Annotated in this window: 17 protein-coding genes; 10 read left to right on the top strand and 7 right to left on the bottom strand. The window is 70.8% G+C overall.

The window, feature by feature from the left end:
• Positions 1-21 precede the first annotated feature (21 nt).
• From nikE to AQJ27_RS28010, 4 genes are read right to left on the bottom strand one after another with little or no spacing between them, the layout of a single operon-like run.
• Positions 22-1,686, bottom strand: coding sequence for a nickel ABC transporter ATP-binding protein NikE (gene nikE, locus AQJ27_RS28025; RefSeq protein WP_067374686.1), 1,665 nt, complete (start codon positions 1,684-1,686; stop codon positions 22-24).
• Positions 1,683-2,564 carry an ABC transporter permease gene (locus tag AQJ27_RS28020; protein ID WP_067374684.1) on the bottom strand — a complete coding sequence of 294 codons (882 nt, stop codon included), beginning with the start codon at positions 2,562-2,564 and terminating at the stop codon, positions 1,683-1,685. Before AQJ27_RS28020 ends, nikE begins: the two co-directional genes overlap by 4 nt.
• Positions 2,561-3,520 carry an ABC transporter permease gene (locus AQJ27_RS28015; protein WP_067374682.1) on the bottom strand — a complete coding sequence of 320 codons (960 nt, stop codon included), beginning with the start codon at positions 3,518-3,520 and terminating at the stop codon, positions 2,561-2,563. Before AQJ27_RS28015 ends, AQJ27_RS28020 begins: the two co-directional genes overlap by 4 nt.
• 4 nt (positions 3,521-3,524) lie before the next feature.
• Positions 3,525-5,318, bottom strand: a complete 1,794-nt coding sequence (locus AQJ27_RS28010) for a peptide ABC transporter substrate-binding protein (RefSeq protein ID WP_067374679.1) — start codon at positions 5,316-5,318, stop codon at positions 3,525-3,527.
• Between the two features lie 192 nt (positions 5,319-5,510).
• On the opposite strand from AQJ27_RS28010, the gene AQJ27_RS28005 reads away from it, so the two are divergent.
• Together AQJ27_RS28005 and AQJ27_RS28000 are read left to right on the top strand one after the other, a co-directional pair.
• Positions 5,511-6,749: an ROK family transcriptional regulator gene (locus AQJ27_RS28005; RefSeq protein ID WP_201264463.1), complete on the top strand. Its 1,239-nt coding sequence runs from the start codon at positions 5,511-5,513 to the stop codon at positions 6,747-6,749.
• Positions 6,746-8,275 (top strand): M81 family metallopeptidase, encoded by a 1,530-nt coding sequence (locus AQJ27_RS28000; protein WP_067374675.1) that lies wholly within the window; start codon positions 6,746-6,748, stop codon positions 8,273-8,275. The genes AQJ27_RS28005 and AQJ27_RS28000 overlap by 4 nt, the downstream gene beginning before the upstream one ends.
• Positions 8,276-9,186: 911 nt before the next feature.
• Here the strand turns inward: AQJ27_RS28000 and AQJ27_RS27995 are convergent.
• Positions 9,187-9,423, bottom strand: a complete 237-nt coding sequence (locus AQJ27_RS27995) for a chaplin (protein WP_067374673.1) — start codon at positions 9,421-9,423, stop codon at positions 9,187-9,189.
• A 196-nt stretch (positions 9,424-9,619) separates the two neighbouring features.
• Between AQJ27_RS27995 and AQJ27_RS27990 the strand changes: the two genes are divergently transcribed.
• Positions 9,620-9,826, top strand: a complete 207-nt coding sequence (locus AQJ27_RS27990) for a hypothetical protein (RefSeq protein WP_067374671.1) — start codon at positions 9,620-9,622, stop codon at positions 9,824-9,826.
• A 94-nt stretch (positions 9,827-9,920) separates the two neighbouring features.
• Here the strand turns inward: AQJ27_RS27990 and AQJ27_RS27985 are convergent, their stop codons facing one another.
• Positions 9,921-10,571 carry a DUF4360 domain-containing protein gene (locus tag AQJ27_RS27985; RefSeq protein WP_067374669.1) on the bottom strand — a complete coding sequence of 217 codons (651 nt, stop codon included), beginning with the start codon at positions 10,569-10,571 and terminating at the stop codon, positions 9,921-9,923.
• Positions 10,572-10,824: 253 nt separating this feature from the next.
• Positions 10,825-11,397: a YbhB/YbcL family Raf kinase inhibitor-like protein gene (locus AQJ27_RS27980; RefSeq protein WP_079065306.1), complete on the bottom strand. Its 573-nt coding sequence runs from the start codon at positions 11,395-11,397 to the stop codon at positions 10,825-10,827.
• Between the two features lie 140 nt (positions 11,398-11,537).
• Between AQJ27_RS27980 and AQJ27_RS27975 the strand changes: the two genes are divergently transcribed.
• The 7 genes from AQJ27_RS27975 (at position 11,538) to AQJ27_RS27945 (ending at position 18,072) form a co-directional block, all read left to right on the top strand.
• Positions 11,538-12,080, top strand: a complete 543-nt coding sequence (locus AQJ27_RS27975) for a hypothetical protein (protein WP_067374667.1) — start codon at positions 11,538-11,540, stop codon at positions 12,078-12,080.
• Positions 12,081-12,186: 106 nt separating this feature from the next.
• The gene (locus AQJ27_RS27970; RefSeq protein WP_067374664.1) at positions 12,187-13,353 is read left to right on the top strand and encodes an acyl-CoA dehydrogenase family protein; all 1,167 of its coding nucleotides are present in this window, start codon (positions 12,187-12,189) and stop codon (positions 13,351-13,353) included.
• Entirely contained in the window at positions 13,353-14,120 is a 768-nt protein-coding gene (locus tag AQJ27_RS27965) for an SDR family NAD(P)-dependent oxidoreductase (protein ID WP_067374662.1), read from the top strand. Before AQJ27_RS27970 ends, AQJ27_RS27965 begins: the two co-directional genes overlap by 1 nt.
• 90 nt (positions 14,121-14,210) lie before the next feature.
• Positions 14,211-14,969, top strand: coding sequence for a FadR/GntR family transcriptional regulator (locus tag AQJ27_RS27960; RefSeq protein ID WP_067374661.1), 759 nt, complete (start codon positions 14,211-14,213; stop codon positions 14,967-14,969).
• 135 nt (positions 14,970-15,104) lie between these two features.
• The gene (locus AQJ27_RS27955) at positions 15,105-15,911 is read left to right on the top strand and encodes an enoyl-CoA hydratase/isomerase family protein (protein WP_067374659.1); all 807 of its coding nucleotides are present in this window, start codon (positions 15,105-15,107) and stop codon (positions 15,909-15,911) included.
• 2 nt (positions 15,912-15,913) lie between these two features.
• Positions 15,914-16,906, top strand: a complete 993-nt coding sequence (locus AQJ27_RS27950) for an acyl-CoA dehydrogenase family protein (RefSeq protein WP_067374657.1) — start codon at positions 15,914-15,916, stop codon at positions 16,904-16,906.
• Positions 16,903-18,072, top strand: a complete 1,170-nt coding sequence (locus AQJ27_RS27945) for an acyl-CoA dehydrogenase family protein (protein WP_079065305.1) — start codon at positions 16,903-16,905, stop codon at positions 18,070-18,072. The genes AQJ27_RS27950 and AQJ27_RS27945 overlap by 4 nt, the downstream gene beginning before the upstream one ends.
• Positions 18,073-18,103 lie beyond the last annotated feature (31 nt).

Below are 18,103 nucleotides of genomic sequence, written 5' to 3'. Positions count from 1 at the left end.
GGATGCGGCTCCCGGATGCGGTCACGCCGTGACCCCCGTGGCGGCCCGCCGTTCCGCGCGCCGACGGCGTTGCAGCACGGGGTCCGGCACGGGCACGGCGGCGATGAGCCGTCGGGTGTAGTCCGTGCGCGGGTGCAGGAGCGTGGTCGCGGTACTGCCCTCCTCCTCGATGCGCCCGGCCCGCAGGACGACCACGTGCTGGGCGAATTGCTGTACGACGGCGAGGTCGTGGGACACGAAAAGGCAGGCGAACCCCAGCTCGCCCTGGAGCCCCGCGATCACCTCGAGGACCGACTGCTGCACACTCACGTCGAGCGCGCTCGTCGGTTCGTCCGCGACCAGCAGCCGCGGCTCGAGGACCAGCGCCCGGGCGAGGCTCACCCGCTGGCGCTGGCCACCGGACAACTCGCGCGGACCCCGATGGGCCAACGCCCTCGGCAGACGGACAAGTTCGAGTGCGTCCCCGACGCGGGTCCGGCGCTCGGACGCCGGCATGCCCCGGCGGTGCACGCGCAGCGGCTCCGCGACGCACTCCGCCACGCTCATGCGGGCGTCGAGCGAGGCCACCGGGTCCTGCAGGACCACGCCGACACCGGCCAGCAGGGCGCGCCGGGCCCGCCCCCGGGTCCTGCCGAGGTCGGCGCCGAACAGCGACACCGAGCCGGACGACGGTGGTACGAGGCCCAGAGCGACGCGCGCCGCTGTCGACTTGCCCGAGCCCGACTCCCCCACCAGACCCACGGTCTCACCGGCCCCGACCGTCAGCGAGACGCCGTCCAGTGCCCGGACGGCGCGGCGACCGCGGCCGAACCGCACGCTCACGTCCCGCAGTTCGACCACCGGGTCCGCGGCGGCCCGATCCCCTTCGGTACGCCGGGAGTCGGCCCCCGGCTCGGCGACGGCCAGCCGCGGCACCGCCCCGAGGAGGCGCTTGGTGTACTCGTGCGTGGGTCGCAGGAGCACCTGCTCCACCGGCCCCGTCTCCACGATCTCCCCCTGGAGCATGACGGCGACGCGGTCCGCGAAGTCGGCGACCACTCCCATGTTGTGCGTGACCAGCAGCACCCCCGTGTCGAAGTCGGCGGCGAGCGACCGCAGCAGGTCGAGGATCTCGGCCTGCACGGTCACGTCGAGCGCGGTGGTCGGTTCGTCGGCGATGAGCAGGCTCGGGGCGTTGGCGATCGCCATGGCGATGACCACGCGCTGCCGCTGTCCCCCGGAGAGCTGGAACGGGAACGCGGACGCCCGTGTCCCCGGATCCGGGATGCCGACGCGGCGCAGGAGTTCGACCGCCTCCCCGGCGGCCTCCTTGGCCGTGACGGGACGGTGGTTGCGGATGACCTCGGCGATCTGGGCGCCGATCCGGGTGAGCGGGTCGAGCGCGGTCGCGGGTTCCTGGAACACCATCGACGCGGTGCGGCCCCGTAGACCCGCGAGGTCGGCCTCGGTGGCGCCGATGACGTCGGTGCCACCGACGACGGCGTGGCCCGTGGCGCGGGCGGTGCCCGGCAGCAGCCCCATCGCGGCGAGCGCGACGGTCGACTTGCCGGAGCCCGACTCGCCGACGAGGGCGAGCGTCTCACCGGGTCCCACCCGCAACGAGACCTCTCGTACCGCGGCGACTTCTCCCGTCTCCGTGGAGAAGGTGACGCCCAGGTTCTCGATCCGCAGGATGTCGGCGGTCATCCGCGTCCCCTCACGTCGAAGGCGTCGCGCAGTCCGTCACCGATGGCGTTGAAGGCGCAGACGACGAGGATGATGGCGAGGCCGGGCGGCACGATGAGCCACCAGCGTCCCGAGTACGCGGCTGTCAGACCGGCCGAGAGCATGCCGCCCCAGTCGGTCGACGGGGGTTGGACGCCCAGGCCGAGATAGGACACGTAGGCGACGAGGAGGATCGCGTCGGCGACCTGGAAGGTGGCGGCGACCACGACCGTCGAGACGGAGTTCGGCAGGATGTGCCGGCCGATCGCCCGGCCGTGCGTGCCGCCGATGGCGCGCAGTGTCAGCACGTAGTCCCGGCCCTTCAGGGTGAGCGTCTCGGCCCGGACGAGACGGGAGGGGACCAGCCAGGAGACCAGGCCGAGGATGACGACCAGCCCCCAGGTGTCCGGGGTGGTGATGGCGGAGACGACGAGGAGGATGAAGAGCGCCGGGATGGCGATTCCGGCGTCCACGACGCGCATCATCACGGCGTCGATCCAGCCGCCCGCGTAGCCCGCGACCGCGCCCCAGAGCGTGCCGATGACGGTCGCGAGCAGGCCGGAGGCGAGGCCGACGAGCAGCGACACCTTGCCGCCGTACATGAGGCGCCCCAGCTCGTCGTGTCCGACGGCGTCGGTGCCGAGCAGGTGCGCGCCGCTCGGTGCCAGGTTCACCTGGGTCAGGTGGGTGTGGGTCTGGTCGGTCGAGTGGAGCAGTGGGCCGGCGAAGCAGAGGAGCAGGAACAGGACGACGACCGTCAGACCCGCGACCGCGAGCCTGTTGCGTGTGAACCGGCGCAGGGCGAGGCGGGAGCCGGCGGCCGCCTCCACGGTGGATGTCACCGGCAATACGGCGCTCATGACCGGCCCGCCTTCACTCGGGGATCGACGATCCGCTGGACGATGTCGGCGAGCAGCGTGCCGACGACCGTCGCGACGGAGATGACGAGGACGCAGCCGAGCAGCACCGGATAGTCGGAGGACTGCGCGGCGCTCCAGAACAGCAGCCCCATCCCCGGGTAGTTGAAGAGCTGCTCGACGACGAGGGCGCCGCCGAAGAGGACGGGCACGTAGTAGCCGAGCATCGCGACGACGGGGGTCAGCGAGTTGCGGAACACGTGCCGCCACAGGATCGCGCGGGGCCGGGAGCCGCCGGCCCGCGCGGTGCGTACGTAGTCCTCGGAGAGGTTCTCCAGGGTCGCGGCGCGCATGTACCGGCTGAAGACGGCGACCATGGACGCGGCTCCCGCGACGACCGGCAGGACCAGCGCGTTCGGCTGGGAGAGCACCTGCCCGAGCGTGTCGCCCTGCGGCGCCTGCGAGGGGAACCAGGGCAGCAGCTGCGTGAAGACCAGGACCAGGACGAGCCCGAGGAAGTACACGGGGGTCGAGTACGCGACGAAGCTGAGCGTCGTGATGACGTAGTCCACCGGCTTGTTGCGCCGGACCGCCTGCCACATGCCGAGCGGGATCGCGAGCGCGAGCCCGGCCAGTGCGGACAGCACAGTAAGAACCAGGGTCTTCGGGAGGCGCTGTTCGATGAGCCGGGAGACCGCCTCGTTCAGGGTGTACGAGGTGCCGAGGTCGCCGTGCAGCAGGGTGCGCAGGTAGTAGAGGTACTGGACGGGGAGCGAGCGGTCGAGGCCCTGCTCGTGGTCGAACTGCGCGATCTGCTGGGCCGTCGCCTGCGGGCCGAGGATCCCGCGTGCGGGTCCCCCGGGCAGCGCGTGCAGCAAGCAGAAGACCACCACCGTCACGATGAGGATCACCGCGAGGGACTGCAGGACGCGCCGGGTGAGATAGAGGAGGGTGTCCATGCGGTCAGCGGTTCCACTTCCACTGCGCCGGGTGGAAGTTGGCGAGTGAGTCCTGTGAGAAGCCGCCGAGGCCGTTCTTGAGGACCGAGATCTGGTAGTCGGGCTCCGGCAGCCAGATGACCGGGAGGTCCTTGGCGACGGCCGCGCTGTAGTCCTGCACGGCCTGCGCGGAGTTGGACGTGGTGGAGGCGGTGATCAGCTGGTCGATCTCCGGGTTGGAGTAGTTGCCGAAGTTCGAGCCGCCCTTGCTCTGGAAGAGCGAGTCGCCGGTCGGGAAGGCGTTGAAGTACCAGCTGCCGGCGGTGCCGAAGAACGACAGCTGCCACGCGCAGATCGACTGGCTCGCGGTGCACGGCGGGGTCTGGGACAGCACCGAGTTCACGGGCGCGGTCTTGATCGTGAACTTGATCCCGGTCTCCTCCAGCGAGGACTGGATCGCGCTCATCATGTTGTCGGTGACGGTCGAGCCGGACTGCGACAGCACCTGCATCTGGAATTCGGTGCCCTTGGCGACCCCGTCACCGCACTGCGAGGCACCCGAGCCCGGATCGGTGCACACCATGACTCCGCCCTGTTCGGTCCAACCGTGGCCGCTCAGCAGGGACTTGGCGGCCGAGGTCGAGAAGGGGTACGGATTGCCCTTCTGCGTGGGCGAGAGGAAGTCGCTCGACTGCGCCTGCGGGATCGGGCCGTAGCCGGGGACGGCGGTGCCGTTGAAGATGACCTTCGCCAGGCTGCTCTGGTCGATCGACCGCTGGACCGCCTGACGGGCGTACAGCTGCTTGAACACGGCGCCCATGGACGGGTTGTTGAAGTTGTACGGCATGTAGGTGATGGCCCAGCCCGACCAGGGCTTGACCGTGTACCCCTGGGCGGTGAACCGGTCCTTCCGGTCGAGGTCGGTCGCCTCGATGTAGCCGTAGTCGACGCTTCCCGAGCGCAGCGCGTTCTTCTCGGCGTCCGCCGTCGTGAAGGGGAGGAGGTTCACGGTGGCGATGTCCGGCTTCTCACCGCCGTCGTACTTCTTGTTGGCGGCGAGCACGACCTTGCCCGCGGTCGAGAAGGACTTGACCGCGTAGGGACCGCTGATGGTCTTCCACAGCGCGTCCTTCTCGTAGCCGGAGATGTTCTTCGCGGCCGTGTTGAGGTACGTCCACACCTGCTTGGCGCCGGCGGCCGTGCGGTCGGCGTCCGACACCGCGGCGGATGCGGCCGTCTTGTCCCATGCGTGCTGTGGGAGTGGGTTGATCGCGCTCAGCTCGTTGGCGAGCATCCAGTCGGAGTTGTAGGCCTTGTCGAACGTGAGCGTGAAGTGGTGGTCGTCGACGGTCTTGAACGAGGTCCAGTTGTCCGGCGCCTTGCCGGGGTTGTAGCCCGCCCACTGATCCTTGTTCGCCTTGATGAGGTTGAACCAGAACTCGACGTCGCGCGAGGTGATCGGCTTGCCGTCGCTCCAGGTGCGGTCGCCGAGCGTGAGGGTGACGCTCTTGCCGTCGGAGGCGAAGGCGGCGGCGGTGGCGATGGACCCGTTCTTGTTCCAGGCGATCTTGCCGGTCGAGCCGTCGTACGCGACGAGCGGCTCCCAGAGGCTGTTGGCGATGGAGATGTTGTTGGTGTTGAGATGCGCCGCCGTGCCGATCGGCAGGATCCAGTTCGGGGTGAAGTTCGCGGGGAGCGCGTAGTTGATGGAGTCGGGGGACGTGGACGACGTGCCGCTCGTCCCGGAGCAGCCCGCGAGCAGCAGCGTGCCCGCCGAGACGACGGCACCGGCGACGAGTGTCGCGCGAGCAGGGGACATGACTCTCCTCGGGGTGAACAGGGGTGAACAAGGGGCAAGGGGCGTGGCGGAGCCAGTCAACGACCCGACTGTTCGAAGAAACAGACGCCCTGCTGTAAAAAGCCTGTTTCTGCTGTTCTGAAAAAAGTGGAGAGGCGGCTTCAGGGACGTACGCTCGGCATCCCGATCCCGTCGTCGGAAGTTACTTCGTCCATGCCTGAAAAAAGTGTGATGCACCGCAGGGGTGCCACGGGCGTCTCGTCCCTGGCCGAGCGCGTCCTCGAACTCCTTGCCTCCGGGCAGGCGACCACGCGCACCGAACTCGCCGATCTGCTGGGGGCCGCGCCCTCGACGATCTCCTTGACGGTCGGTCAGCTCGTCGCCCACGGGCTGGTGGCGGAGCAGGGTACGCGCTCCTCCACGGGAGGACGTCCGCGCAAGGTCCTACGGCTCGGCGGCAGCGACGGGTTCGCGGTCGCGGCCGAGCTCGGGGGCAGACACGCGCACGTCGGTGTCGTGCTGCCGGGCGGCGGGCTCACGGACGTGTCGACGGTGCCGTTCCCGACGGCGGAGGGGCCCGAAGCCGCGCTGCCCGGGCTCGCCGAGACACTGGAGGGCCTCGCCGAGCAGCATGGGCGGGAGCTGCTCAAGGGGGTCGGCCTCTCGCTGCCGGGGCCGGTCGACGTCGCCTCCGGAGTGGTGACACTGCCGTCGCGCATGCCCGGCTGGAACCGGTTCCCCGTCCGGGCCTGGCTGGAGCACCGCTTCGGCGTTCCGGCGGCGATCGAGAACGACGCCAACTGCATGGCCGTCGGCGAGCACAGTGTCCAGCCGGCCGAGCGCCGCCAGTCGATCATGGTGAAGATGGGCTCCGCGATCGGCGCGGGCGTCATCGCCGACGGACGGCTCTACCGGGGCGGGACCGGCGCCGCCGGCGAGATCACCCATGTACGGGTCGAGGCGGGCCACGACATCCCCTGCTCCTGCGGCAACACCGGGTGTCTGGAGACCGTCGCGTCGGGCGCGGCGCTGGTGCGCGTCCTGCGTGAGCGGGGGCTCGACGTCGACTCGATCGAGGACGTCGTCCGGTTCGCGTCCGACGCCGACCCGGAGGCGACCCGCGCCGTCCGTCAGGCCGGCCGCTACCTCGGCATGGTGCTGGCCGCGAACGTCAACTTCTTCAACCCGGACGCCGTGTACCTCGGCGGCATCCTCTCCACGCTCGAACCGTTCGTCGCCGCCGTCCGCAGTCAGCTGTACGAGGGGTGCCATCCGCTGGTGACCAAGCACCTGGTGATCGAGCGGGCGAGTCTCGGCGCGGACGCGGGGCTGGTCGGCGCGGGCCAGTTCGCGCTCCAACGGGCGCTGGTCCACGCACTCCAGGCCGTGACCGGAGCGGGAGCAGGAACGGGACCCCATAACGACCAGCGCATACGAATCGAGGAGCCATGACGCACCCCCGTACCGCCGTCGCCCGGCCCGTCATCGCCATCGCCGGACTCGGCATCGAGTCGTCGACGTTCTCGCCGGCGCGGACCGAGGCACCCGCCTTCCACCCGCAGCGCGGCGAGGACGTCCTCACGCGCTATCCCTTCCTCGCGCCCGGGACGCCCCTGCGTGACGCGGCCTCCTGGCGCGGCGCGCTCGTCGGCAAGGCGCTGCCCGGGGGTACGGTGACCGCGGCCGCGTTCGCGGAGCTCTCCGCGGAGCTCCTGCGGCGGCTCGGGGAGCTGCCGCGCCTCGACGGGCTCTGGTACGACATCCACGGCGCCATGACGGTGGAGGGCGTCGACGACGCCGAGGCCGTCCTGCTCGCCCGGATCCGCGAGACCGTCGGAGCCGACGTCATCGTGTCCACCTCCATGGACCTGCACGGCAACGTCTCGCGCGAGCTCGCGCACATGAGCGACCTCATCACCTGCTACCGGACGGCTCCGCACGAGGACCACATGGAGACGAAGGAGCGGGCCGCCCGTCATCTCGTGGATCTGCTCGCCACGGGTGCGCCCCGGCCGGTCAAGGCCTGGATCCCGGTGCCCGTGCTGCTGGCCGGTGAGCAGACCTCGACGCGCATCGAGCCCGCCAGGAGCGTGTACGCGGCCATCGACGGGGTGGAGGCGACGGACGGCGTGACCGACGCCGCGATCTGGGTCGGGTACGCGTGGGCGGACGAGCCGCGCAACCGCGCCGCGGTCGTGGTCACCGGGCCGTCCGAGGCCGCCGTCGCGCGGGGCGCCGAGCGGCTGGCGCGCGGATTCTGGGAGGCGCGGGGCGCGTTCGCGTTCGTCGCGCCGACCGGGTCACTGGACGAGTGCCTCGACGAGGCGCTGGCCTCCTCCCCCGATGCCCGGCCGTTCTTCATCAGCGACACCGGCGACAATCCGACGGCGGGCGGCGCGGGCGATGTCACGTGGGGGCTCGAACGCGTCCTCTCCCGGCCGGAGTTCAAGGAACCGTCGGGGCCGACGGTCATCTACGCGTCCGTGCCGGGGCCGGCCGCCGTCGCGGCCGCGGAGAAGGCGGGCGTCGGTGCGATCGTCACGGTCACGGCCGGTGCCGAGGTGGACGACCGGCACGCCGGGCCGCTCACCATGACCGGGGTGGTCCACGCGGTCCGGCACGGGGACCGGGACGCCGGGACGGAGGTCGTGCTGCGGGTCGGAAGCGTGTACGTGATCATCACGCGGCTCCGCAAGCCGTACCACTACGAGCACGACTTCACCGGCCTGGCGCTCGACCCGCGCGGTGCCGACGTCGTCGTGGTCAAGATCGGCTATCTGGAACCGGAACTGTTCGCCATGTCCGCCGGCTGGAAGATGGCGCTGACCCCGGGCGGCGTCGACCAGGATCTCGTCCGGCTGGGGCACCACCGCATCCGCCGCCCCATGTTCCCGTTCGACCCGCACATGCCCGACCCGGACCTCACGGCCCGCATCATCCCCCCGTCGAACAAGCCGCTGGGCGGGGCGGACGAGTAACCCACCGGGCGCCCACATCCAGAACCACCCATCGGGCCGAGCGGCGGCCCGCCGGGGCGGGGACAGACTGCCGGGGCGGGGGCAGACTGCCGGGGGGCGGGGGGAGTGCCGGGGCGGGGGACAGATCCCCGGGTCGGGTGGCAGATCGCCGTACTTGGTGCTCCGCCGGAACCAGTGGCTGTCTGCGGGTGGCGGTCCACCGGGACCGGTGGCCACCTGCCGGCACGGGTGGCGGCCCGCCGCGTGTGATGGTGGCCCGCCGGGTCTGGTGGTGGCCCGTCCAGATCGATGGCCATCCGCCAGGACGAGCAGCGGCCCGCCGACACCAGTGGCAGTCCGCCAGGACAGATCCCCCCTCCGCCGGGACCGGCGACCGTCCGCCAAAACCGGCGCCCCCGCGCCGAAGCCGGTGGCCGTCCGCCAAGACCGGCAGCGGTTCGCCAACACCGGCGACCGTTCGCAGAGCGAGTAGCCGTCCGGCAAAGACCGGCGACCGTCCGCCAGAACGGGTAGCCGTCCGCCAAAGACCGGCGGCCGTGCGCCGAAGCCGGTGATCGTCCGCCGAAGGCGGTGATCGTCCGCCATCACCGATCGCCAACCAGCAAATCCGCCAGCGGTTCGCGAGCACCGACAACCGTGTGCCGAAGCCGGTGGCCGTCCGCCAGGATCGATGGCCGACCCTGTTCGGCAGTGGTTCCGCCATGACCGGCGACCGTGCGCCGAAGCCGGTGCCTGTGCCTGTGCCCTGTGCCTGTGCCTGTTCGACAAAACCGGTAGCCGTCCGCCAATGCACAAGACCATCCGCCCCAGCCGATCGCCATCCGCCAGGAAGGGGTGGCCGTCCGCCAGGACCGGTGCCCGACCGCCGGGCAGGGGAAGACCTGCCCGGCGCGGCTCGGCGGTCAGCCGGTTCAGTCGTTCGTGCAGGCGGTCCCCGCGGCCGGGTTCAGCAGACCCACCAGGTCGATGGAGTCGCCGCACAGATTGAGGCCGAGGTCGACGGGGATCTGGATGACGTTGCCGGACAGGAGACCAGGACTGTCCGCGGCGGCACCGACCGGGGTCGGGTCGGCGGCGGCAGAGGTCCCGGCGGTGGCCAGCAGGGCCACGCCCGCCAGCCCGGCGGCAGCCATCAGACGAATACGCATTACATGCTCCGATCAGTCGCAGGGGTGCGAGTGCTTCCACCATCACCTCCGCGGCCGACGACCGACATCGTTGTACGTCCGGATGGGGCGCGGGCGCCCCGAACCCGTCCTGGACCGCATCCGCACGGGGCGTGTCGCGCGGGGTGTGCGGAATGCCCGTAGCGTGAGAACAGGTCAGGTGGAAGAGGGAGAGATCATGCCAACAAGCCAGCCCGATTCGTCCTCACCGTCCGACGACAGGGCGACCCCCGACACGCTGCTGCACACCGGCTCCGAAGGCCCCGTGACCGCCGAGGACATGGTGCTCGCCGCGGGTCGCGACCTCAGTCCGAAGAACCTCGCCTGGGCCGAGCGCAAGCTGCGGGAGGACGGACCCACAGCCATCGAACGACTGCTTCCCTAGCTCGCCCAGCTACCCGGCTACCCAGTTCGCCGACTCCGCTTGACCGGCTCCGATGCGGCGGAGCCGGTCAAGGTCATGCGGAGGGAGCGGGAGGTCAGGCGGCGGGGCACTCCTTCCAGGCGAGGTGGTAGATGGTGCTGATGTCACCGTCCGTGGAGTCCATGGTCATGAAACTGGAGCTGCCCGGCGTGGACGTGCCCGCGTTGACGCGCAGCTCGGTGTTGATGTTGAAGTTCCGCTGGACACCGCAGGGCGCCCACACCAGTTGGGCCCAGTCGGTGACGTCCGTGGACTGCCAGTTGTCGTTGTAGGGGCCGCGGAAGGGGTGGGTGATGGCCGCCGTGCTCGACGAGCCCTGGAAGTAGTACGAGGCCTTCTCGGTGCTGCTCGCGCCCGACTGGAGTGCGGCGAAGCCGCGGTAGTCCGCGCTGGCGATGGCGTACGTGAAGCCCTGCGGCACGTGGACGATCAGGTTGAGCTGGCAGTTCTTGCGGAAGGCGGTGGGGTCGGAGTTGCCTCCGACCTGGGCGAGGTAGTCGCTGTAGGTGACCGTGAAGGCCGTGTTGTCCGGGGAGACCGCGACGGCGGCGGTTCCCTGCGGACAGCCGGAGCCGTTCACGGTGGCGACCTTGATGACGATCTTGTCCGGGGGCGGGTCGACGATCCCGGAGGACGGGTCCGGACCCGGTAGTGCGGTGGCGAACAGGGCGGCTATCGCGCCACCCAGAAGCAGCCCACCAGCCATGGTGCTCCAATCCGTTGCGTTGGTGTCTACGGCGGTACGGAACGGGTGCCGCCGTGAATTGGGGGGTGCGGCGCCTCACGCGGACGTGCGGCGCCGTCGCAGACCAGTGCGTTGGATCAAGCGCGGATCGTTGAAGCATGGACATGTCAAGTACATGCCGATGCGACCCCGCCCTGTGAAGGAGCTGTGAAGGCCGGGATCGACCGCATCGTATGTACGCCCGTCACGCTTGGGCAGGGCGATCTCCGGCCATTCAGCCCGTACGTCCGTAGCGCCCGACGAGGGTGCCGGAGCCCACGGCGTGACCGGCCAGAGCACGCCGTACGGCGTCGACGGTGGCGTCTGCGGGAAGGTGCAGCTTCACGTCGGCGGCGAGGACCGAGAAGACGTAGCGGTGGGGTGTGCCGGCGGGCGGGCAGGGACCGCCGTAGCCGCGCTGTCCGAAGCCGTTGCGGCCCTGTACGGCCCCCTTCGGGACGGCGCCCGCACCCAGCGCCGTCTCGTGCGGGTCGACGCCCCACATGAGCCAGTGCACGAAGGTGCCGGACGCGGCGTCCGGGTCCTCGGCCAGCACGACCAGCTCGGCCGCGCCACCCGGCACACCGGAGAGACGCAGCGGCGGGGACACGTTCGCACCGTCGCAGGTGAAACGGCGTGGGACGGTGCCACCGTTCCCGAAGGCCGGGCTCGTCACCGCGATCGCCCCCGAGGCGCCCGGCGTCGGCGCCGCGGACACGGCGGGTACCCCCGAGGCGCCCCCGCACCCCGCGGTGAGGGCCACCACGGCTGCCGTCGCGACGGTTCCGAGCCAGTTCCCACGGCGCATGTCCGCCACGTTAGCGCCGGGCGTGCGGCCCGGGTGGGCAACCCGGCCGCCCGACTCGGCTCCCCCGGCTCCGAGCGGCGCGCTCCGCGAATCCCGCGCCGCCTCACCGCTCCCTGCGCGCCCCTGCGACACTGAAGGGCATGGAGCCCCGACACCTCAGAATCGGCCGCCGTCGCATCTGGATGCTCAGCGGGGCCTGCCTCCTTGTGCTCGGCCCGATCGGCTACTTCCTCGGTGGCTGGATTCCTCTTACCGCGCTCACCGTCTCCCTCCTCGCGGCCACCACCGTGGCCCACTGGAAGGCCGCCGCCTGGCTCGGGCCCGCCATCGCGCGGGGACAGCGGGAGAGCCGCCGTGACGTGGCGACCTTCTGCGTGGTCATAGCGGTCAGCGGCTACGCCCAGCCCCCGGCGCGGCCCGTCCCCACCGCCGAGGAACTGGCGGCACTGCGTCTTGAGGCGTACCGGGCCGCGGCGCACGACGACCTCGCCGAGGATCTCCGGGGCCTTGCGGCCGACGCGCTGGCCGCCGCCGACACCGCGCACACCGAGGACACCCCGGTGGCCTGGCGGGCGGCACGCGCGAGCGCGGAGCGCCTGGCGCACTCCGCACAGGAGGGCAACCCGTACGTACGCCAGCTCCTCATCCAGTGGGTCGAGGGCAACCCGGCCGCGGACCGCTAGGACCAGGTCACACACGCCCGCGGAGGGCCGCCGCATCCGCACTGTACTTACGGTCTGACCTTTGTTATGTTTCGCAGATATCAAAGCTGCGGAGGGGTCCCACATCGTGGACTTTGAGCTGACCGAAGATCAGGAAACCATCCGCAAGGCAGTCGTCGGGCTCCTGCGCGACTTCGACGACCGGTACTGGATGGAGAAGGACCGGGACCACCGGTTTCCCGAGGAGTTCTACGCCGCCGTCGCGAACGGCGGATGGCTGGGGCTCACCATTCCGGAGGAGTACGGCGGTCACGGTCTCGGCATCACCGAGGCCACGCTGCTGCTCGAGGAAGTGGCGCGATCCGGCGGCGGGATGAACGCCGCGAGCTCGATCCACATGTCGATCTTCGGAATGCAGCCCGTGGTGGTGCACGGCTCCGAGGAACTCAAGCGGCGCACGCTTCCCCGTGTCGCCACCGGCGATCTCCACGTCTGCTTCGGGGTGACCGAACCGGAGGCCGGCCTGGACACGGCGAACATCACGACCTTCGCCCGGCGGAACGGCGACCACTACGTCGTCAACGGCCGCAAGGTGTGGATCTCCAAAGCCGTGGAGTCCGAGAAGATCCTGCTGCTGACCCGCACCACGAAGGTCGACGAGGTCGCCAGGCGGACCGACGGAATGACGCTGTTCCTCACCGACCTGGACCGCGACAGGATCGACGTCCGTCCCATCCCGAAGATGGGCCGCAACGCCGTGACCTCGAACGAGTTGTTCATCGACGAGTTGCGCGTCCCGGTCGAGGACCGGGTGGGCGAGGAGGGTCAGGGCTTCCGCTACCTCCTCGACGGACTCAATCCGGAGCGCATGCTGATCGCCGCCGAGGCACTCGGGATCGGCAGGGTGGCGCTGGAGAAGGCCGTGAGCTACGGCAACGAGCGATTGGTGTTCGGCAGGCCGATCGGCATGAACCAGGCCATCCAGTTCCCGCTCGCGGACTCGCTCGCCCGGCTGGACGCGGCCGAGCTGATCCTGCGCAAGGCGACCTGGCTCTACGACAACGGCCGGCCGTGCGGGCGTGAGGCGAACACCGCCAAGTACCTCTGCGCGGACGCCGGATTCACCGCCGCCGACCGGGCCCTGCAGACCCACGGCGGTATGGGCTACTCCGAGGAGTACCACGTGGCCCGCTACTTCCGCGAGGCCCGTCTGATGAAGATCGCGCCGATCAGTCAGGAAATGATCCTGAACTATCTGGGATCGCACACTCTGGGCATGCCGAGGAGCTATTGATGGCCGACAACACCGGTCTGTTCGATCTCAGTGGACGATCGGCCCTGGTCACCGGCGCCGCGGGGGGCATCGGTTCCGCGGTCACCCAGGCACTCGCGCACGCCGGGGCGGCGGTGCTCGTCACCGACGTCGACGGGGCGGCGGCCGCGGCGGTCGCCGAGAAGATCTCCGCGGCCGGCGAGCGGGCCGACAGTGCCGTACTGGACGTACGGGACCGCGCGTCCGCCGACGCGGCGGCGGCCCGGGCGGCGGCGCTGACCGGCGGGAAGCTGCACATCCTCGTCAACAACGCCGGGATCATCGCGCCGGACATGTTCGAGAACCTCCAGGAGGAGGCGTTCCGCCGGATCGTCGACATCCACCTGATGGGCGCCTTCCACTGCGCGCAGGCCGCGCTGCCGTACCTGCCCACCGACGGCACGGGGCGGATCATCAACGTCACCTCGTCGGCCGGCATCGTCGGCACCCTCGGCCAGGTGAACTACTCGGCGGCCAAGGCGGGCATCATCGGCCTGACGAAGTCCCTGGCGCGTGAACTGGCGCGCAAGCAGATCAAGGTCAACGCGCTGGCACCGCTGGCCGCGACGCCGATGACGGAGACGATCCGCACCGACAAGAAGTTCGCGACCGCGATGCTCGCCCGGATCCCGCTGGGACGCTGGGCCGAGCCCGAGGAGATCGCCGGAAGCTTCGTCTTCCTCGCCTCGGACGCCGCCTCCTTCGTCACCGGGCAGGTGCTGCCCGTCGACGGCGGCATGGTCATGTGACCCGCGGCCGCGACTCGTGGTGGCTATGAGCATCCGTACTATGCTGAATGGTTCAACCAAAGCAGTGGCATCGGTCCCAGGAGTACGTACATGCCCGGTAGGTCTCACCCGCGCTTCGACGCCCTGACGGTTCCGAAGGCATCGGACGTCCTGGCTTCGGAGGTACGTGAGCGCATTCTCTCCGGCGAGTTCACCGAGGGCATGGCGCTGCCGCCGGAGCGTCAACTCGTCGAGCAGACGGGGCTGAGCCGCGCCACGGTGCGGGAGGCACTGCGGATTCTCGAGGTGGAGAAGCTGCTCCAGATCAGGCCGGGCCGCGGCGGCGGCGCCTTCGTGCACCGGCCGGGCCGTGAATCGCTCGCCAGTACCGTGCAGTTGGTCATCCGGGGGCAGCGGATCCGGCTGGAGGCGCTGCACGAGACGCGGGAGGCCATCGAGCCCACGTGCGCCGCGCTCGCGGCGGCGCGCCGCACCGACCGCGACCTCGCCGAACTGGACGCGGCCCAGCGGGATCTCGTCGAGGCCGGGGACGACATCCCGCGCTTCCTGCGGGCGAACATCGACTGGCACAGCGCGGTGGCGCGGGCCAGCGACAACGAACTCCTGATCGGGTTCATGAGCGCGCTCTCGCAGTCGATCTACGCCGCCACGAACCTCGAACAGTTCATGGACGCCGAGATCCGCTCGATCACCGCCCGCGCGCACGCGAAGATCACCGACGCGATCCGCGACCAGGACGGCCCGGCGGCGATGCGGCGCATGGCGCGCCATGTGTGCGGATTCGCCGACGCCGCCGCGCGGGTGGACCGGCGGGGCCAGGTGGAACTGTCCGGGCCCGCGGAGGACTGACTCCCCGACGGGCGGCGGGCGCAGCGGGGAAGCGCGAACTCAAGGCGGGCGCCTCCGGATCGTTGACGGCCATTCGGTCTGACCTTTAATATCATCTGAGGTTGGGGCGACTGAGGCACTGGAGATGGGGTCCCCATGGGCGAGGTCAGCTCCGTCATCACCGTCGAAGCGGACGGCGACATCCGTATCGTCACGCTCAACCGGCCCGAGCGGCTGAACGGCGTGTCCGAGGAACTCCATCGCCGACTGGCCGACGTCTGGCGGGAGCTGGCGGACGATCCCGGCGCACGGGCCGTCGTCCTCACCGGCGCGGGCCGGGCGTTCAGCGCGGGCGGCGACTTCGACCACCTGCGGCGCCACCACAGCGATCCGGAGCTGCGCGAGCGGTCGATCCGGCTCGACCGCACCATCCAGACGGCGATGATCCGCTTCCCGCTGCCCGTCGTCGCGGCGGTCAACGGCCCCGCGGTCGGGCTGGGTTGCAGCCTGGCGCTGGGCTGCGACCTGGTCCTGATGGCGGAGGACGCCTACCTCGCCGACCCCCATGTCTCGGTCGGGCTGGTGGCGGGCGACGGCGGGGTGACCCTCTGGCCCCTGCTCACCAGCCTGCTCCGCGCGAAGGAGTACCTCTTCACCGGCGACCGCATCCCGGCCGCCACGGCGGTCGAACTGGGCCTGGCGAACCGCACCGTTCCCCCCGAGGACCTGCAGAAGGAGGCCCTCGCGCTGGCCCGGCGGCTGGCGGCCCAGCCCGCCGAGGCGCTGCGCGCCACCAAGATGGCCCTCGCGGTGGTGGTCGAGCAGGTGTCCCGCGGCGGCATGGAGGCGGCGCTGATGGCCGAGCGGGCGACCATGACCAGCCCCGACCACATCCGGATCGTGGAGGAGTTGGCGTCCCGCGCCCGGCGACGGCCGACCGGCACCGAGGCCGAGGAGGACTGACGGTGGAGGCCGAGGAGTTCCTGCTCGTGCGGGACATGTTCCGCGCGTTCGCCGTACGGTTCCGGATCGGCTCGGCCGACGAGGTGAAACCGACCGCGCGCACCACCGCGCAGGAGGCGCTCGGCGAACTCGGCCTCGCCGGACTGCGCCGCTCCTCACCCCCCGCCGCCACCGTCCAGGAGTGCGCCCTGCTCGCCGAGGAACACGGCCGGCAGCCCCTGACCACCTCCCTGGTCGGCACCGTGCTCCTCGCCCCGGAGCTGCTGCGACTCCTGGAGCGGGCCGAGCCCTCGGCCCACGGCGGGACACCGACGATCGCCCTCGCCCACGACCTGCGCTTCCCGGGCTCCGCTCCGGACTCCTCCCCGTCCCGGCTGCTCGCCTGGGACTGCGAGGGAGCGGACAGCGCGCTGTGCGTCACACCCGACGGAACGGTGACCGCCCTCGAACTCGGCGCGACCGCACCGGGCATCGACCTCCTGCGCGACATCCGCTCGACGTCGTCCGAGTCGCCCGCACGGGTCCTCGGCCGACTCGACGCACAGGAGTACCGGCACTGGCAGGCCTACGCGCTCGTCATGATGAGCAGCGAACTCGTCGGCGCCGCTGGGTCGTTCGTCCGGCTGAGCGTCGAGTACGCCCGGGAGCGCCGTCAGTACGGGCGGGCGATCGGCTCGTTCCAGGCGGTCCAGCATCTGCTCGCCGACGCGACGGTCCTCGTCGAGGCCTGTACCAGCGCCACCCGGTACGCCGCGTGGTGCCTGGACAACGAGTCGCCCGCCAGGGCCCTGACCGCCGCGCGCGTCGCCAAGGCCGAGGTGAACGCGTCGGCCCTCGACGCGGTGTACACGGGCATGCAGGTCTTCGGCGGTATCGCCCAGACCTGGGAGCACATCGCGCACCTGTACCTCCGCAAGGTCCGCCTGGGCGCCATGACGCTGGCGACGACGGCCGATCTCCTGACGACGCTGGCCCAGCCGGAGCTGACCCGATGACCGACACGCCCCTGGACTTCGGCGACCCCGCGGACCTCGACCGGCTGCGCCGTCGGTTCCGTGCCTGGCTGGCCGACCACCCGCTGCCCGAACGCCTCCCGGACGAGCCGGTACCGGTCTTCCTGCACCGGTGGCACCGCCTGCTGCACTCGGGCGGCTGGGTGGGCCTCGACGTCCCCGTCCAGTACGGCGGCCAGGGCCTGAGCGCGCTGCACCAGGTCGCCATCAGCGATGAACTCGGCGCCTGCCGCGCCCCTGGGGTCCCCCGGATCGGCTATCTCGCCCACGCGCTCCTGGAGTTCGGCTCCGAGGAGCAGCGCCGGCGCTGGCTGCCGCGCATGCTCGCCGGTGACGACGTGTGGTGTCAGGGCTTCAGCGAGCCGGGAGCCGGATCGGACCTCGCGGGGATGAGCACGGTCGCGACCCCGCACGAGGACCACTACACCGTACGGGGGCAGAAGCTCTGGACCAGCTACGCGCAGTACTCCGGTCTGTGCCTGCTGCTCGCGAGGACCGACCGGTCGGCGCCCGCGCACCGGTCGATCTCGGCGTTCGCCCTGCCGCTGGACCGGCCGGGCGTGACGGTCCGGCCGCTGAGGGCGGCGAACGGCGACGACGAGTTCTGCGAGCTGTTCCTCGACGACGTGCGCATCGCCCGCTCCGAGCGTATCGGCGCCGAGGGCGACGGCTGGCCGCTGGCCATGACGACGGTGTCGTACGAGCGCAACGCCCTGGACACCGGTCACCTCTCGAAGTACGGGCTGCTCGTCGAACGGCTGCGGCGCACCGCCCGGGAACGCCGGGCAGACCTCCCTGACGGACTGCTGTCCGAGATCGGCCGGTGCTTCGTGGACTACGAGGTCCTGGCGGCGCACGCCCGGCGCCGCACCGCCGAGCGGCTGGGCGGACAGCTCGCAGGACCGGAGTCGTCCATCGACAAGCTGCTGATGACCAGGACCGAGCAGCGGCTCTACGAGACGGCGCTCAAGGTCTTCCCCGAAGAACAACTCCGGGGCGAGGAAGCAGAAGACGAGGAGCGCGCAGGGGCGGGCGAACTCTTCGGGGACTACCTCTATTCCAGAGCCGCGTCCGTGTACGGCGGAACATCGCAGATCCAGCGCAACATCATCGCGAAACGGGTCCTGGGTCTGCCGTCCGGCAACTAGGTCCTGGATGAACGGGATTTCATGTCCGATG

This window comes from Streptomyces olivochromogenes (genome assembly GCF_001514115.1).
In the GTDB taxonomy this organism is placed as follows: domain Bacteria; phylum Actinomycetota; class Actinomycetes; order Streptomycetales; family Streptomycetaceae; genus Streptomyces; species Streptomyces olivochromogenes.
Note: the sequence above shows the minus strand (reverse complement) of the source record. Positions and strands in the feature narration are given on the sequence as shown.

What these genes read in the sequence shown, in the direction of transcription:
- AQJ27_RS27985 (WP_067374669.1), bottom strand. Translation starts at nt 10,571, where the DNA reads ATGGCTGGTGGGCTGCTTCTGGGTGGCGCGATAGCCGCCCTGTTCGCC.
- AQJ27_RS28010 (WP_067374679.1), bottom strand. Translation starts at nt 5,318, where the DNA reads ATGTCCCCTGCTCGCGCGACACTCGTCGCCGGTGCCGTCGTCTCGGCG.
- AQJ27_RS28005 (WP_201264463.1), top strand. Translation starts at nt 5,511, where the DNA reads ATGCCTGAAAAAAGTGTGATGCACCGCAGGGGTGCCACGGGCGTCTCG.
- AQJ27_RS27975 (WP_067374667.1), top strand. Translation starts at nt 11,538, where the DNA reads ATGGAGCCCCGACACCTCAGAATCGGCCGCCGTCGCATCTGGATGCTC.
- AQJ27_RS27960 (WP_067374661.1), top strand. Translation starts at nt 14,211, where the DNA reads ATGCCCGGTAGGTCTCACCCGCGCTTCGACGCCCTGACGGTTCCGAAG.
- AQJ27_RS27980 (WP_079065306.1), bottom strand. Translation starts at nt 11,397, where the DNA reads ATGCGCCGTGGGAACTGGCTCGGAACCGTCGCGACGGCAGCCGTGGTG.
- AQJ27_RS27965 (WP_067374662.1), top strand. Translation starts at nt 13,353, where the DNA reads ATGGCCGACAACACCGGTCTGTTCGATCTCAGTGGACGATCGGCCCTG.
- AQJ27_RS27990 (WP_067374671.1), top strand. Translation starts at nt 9,620, where the DNA reads ATGCCAACAAGCCAGCCCGATTCGTCCTCACCGTCCGACGACAGGGCG.
- AQJ27_RS27995 (WP_067374673.1), bottom strand. Translation starts at nt 9,423, where the DNA reads ATGCGTATTCGTCTGATGGCTGCCGCCGGGCTGGCGGGCGTGGCCCTG.
- AQJ27_RS27955 (WP_067374659.1), top strand. Translation starts at nt 15,105, where the DNA reads ATGGGCGAGGTCAGCTCCGTCATCACCGTCGAAGCGGACGGCGACATC.
- AQJ27_RS28020 (WP_067374684.1), bottom strand. Translation starts at nt 2,564, where the DNA reads ATGAGCGCCGTATTGCCGGTGACATCCACCGTGGAGGCGGCCGCCGGC.
- nikE (WP_067374686.1), bottom strand. Translation starts at nt 1,686, where the DNA reads ATGACCGCCGACATCCTGCGGATCGAGAACCTGGGCGTCACCTTCTCC.
- AQJ27_RS28015 (WP_067374682.1), bottom strand. Translation starts at nt 3,520, where the DNA reads ATGGACACCCTCCTCTATCTCACCCGGCGCGTCCTGCAGTCCCTCGCG.
- AQJ27_RS27945 (WP_079065305.1), top strand. Translation starts at nt 16,903, where the DNA reads ATGACCGACACGCCCCTGGACTTCGGCGACCCCGCGGACCTCGACCGG.
- AQJ27_RS28000 (WP_067374675.1), top strand. Translation starts at nt 6,746, where the DNA reads ATGACGCACCCCCGTACCGCCGTCGCCCGGCCCGTCATCGCCATCGCC.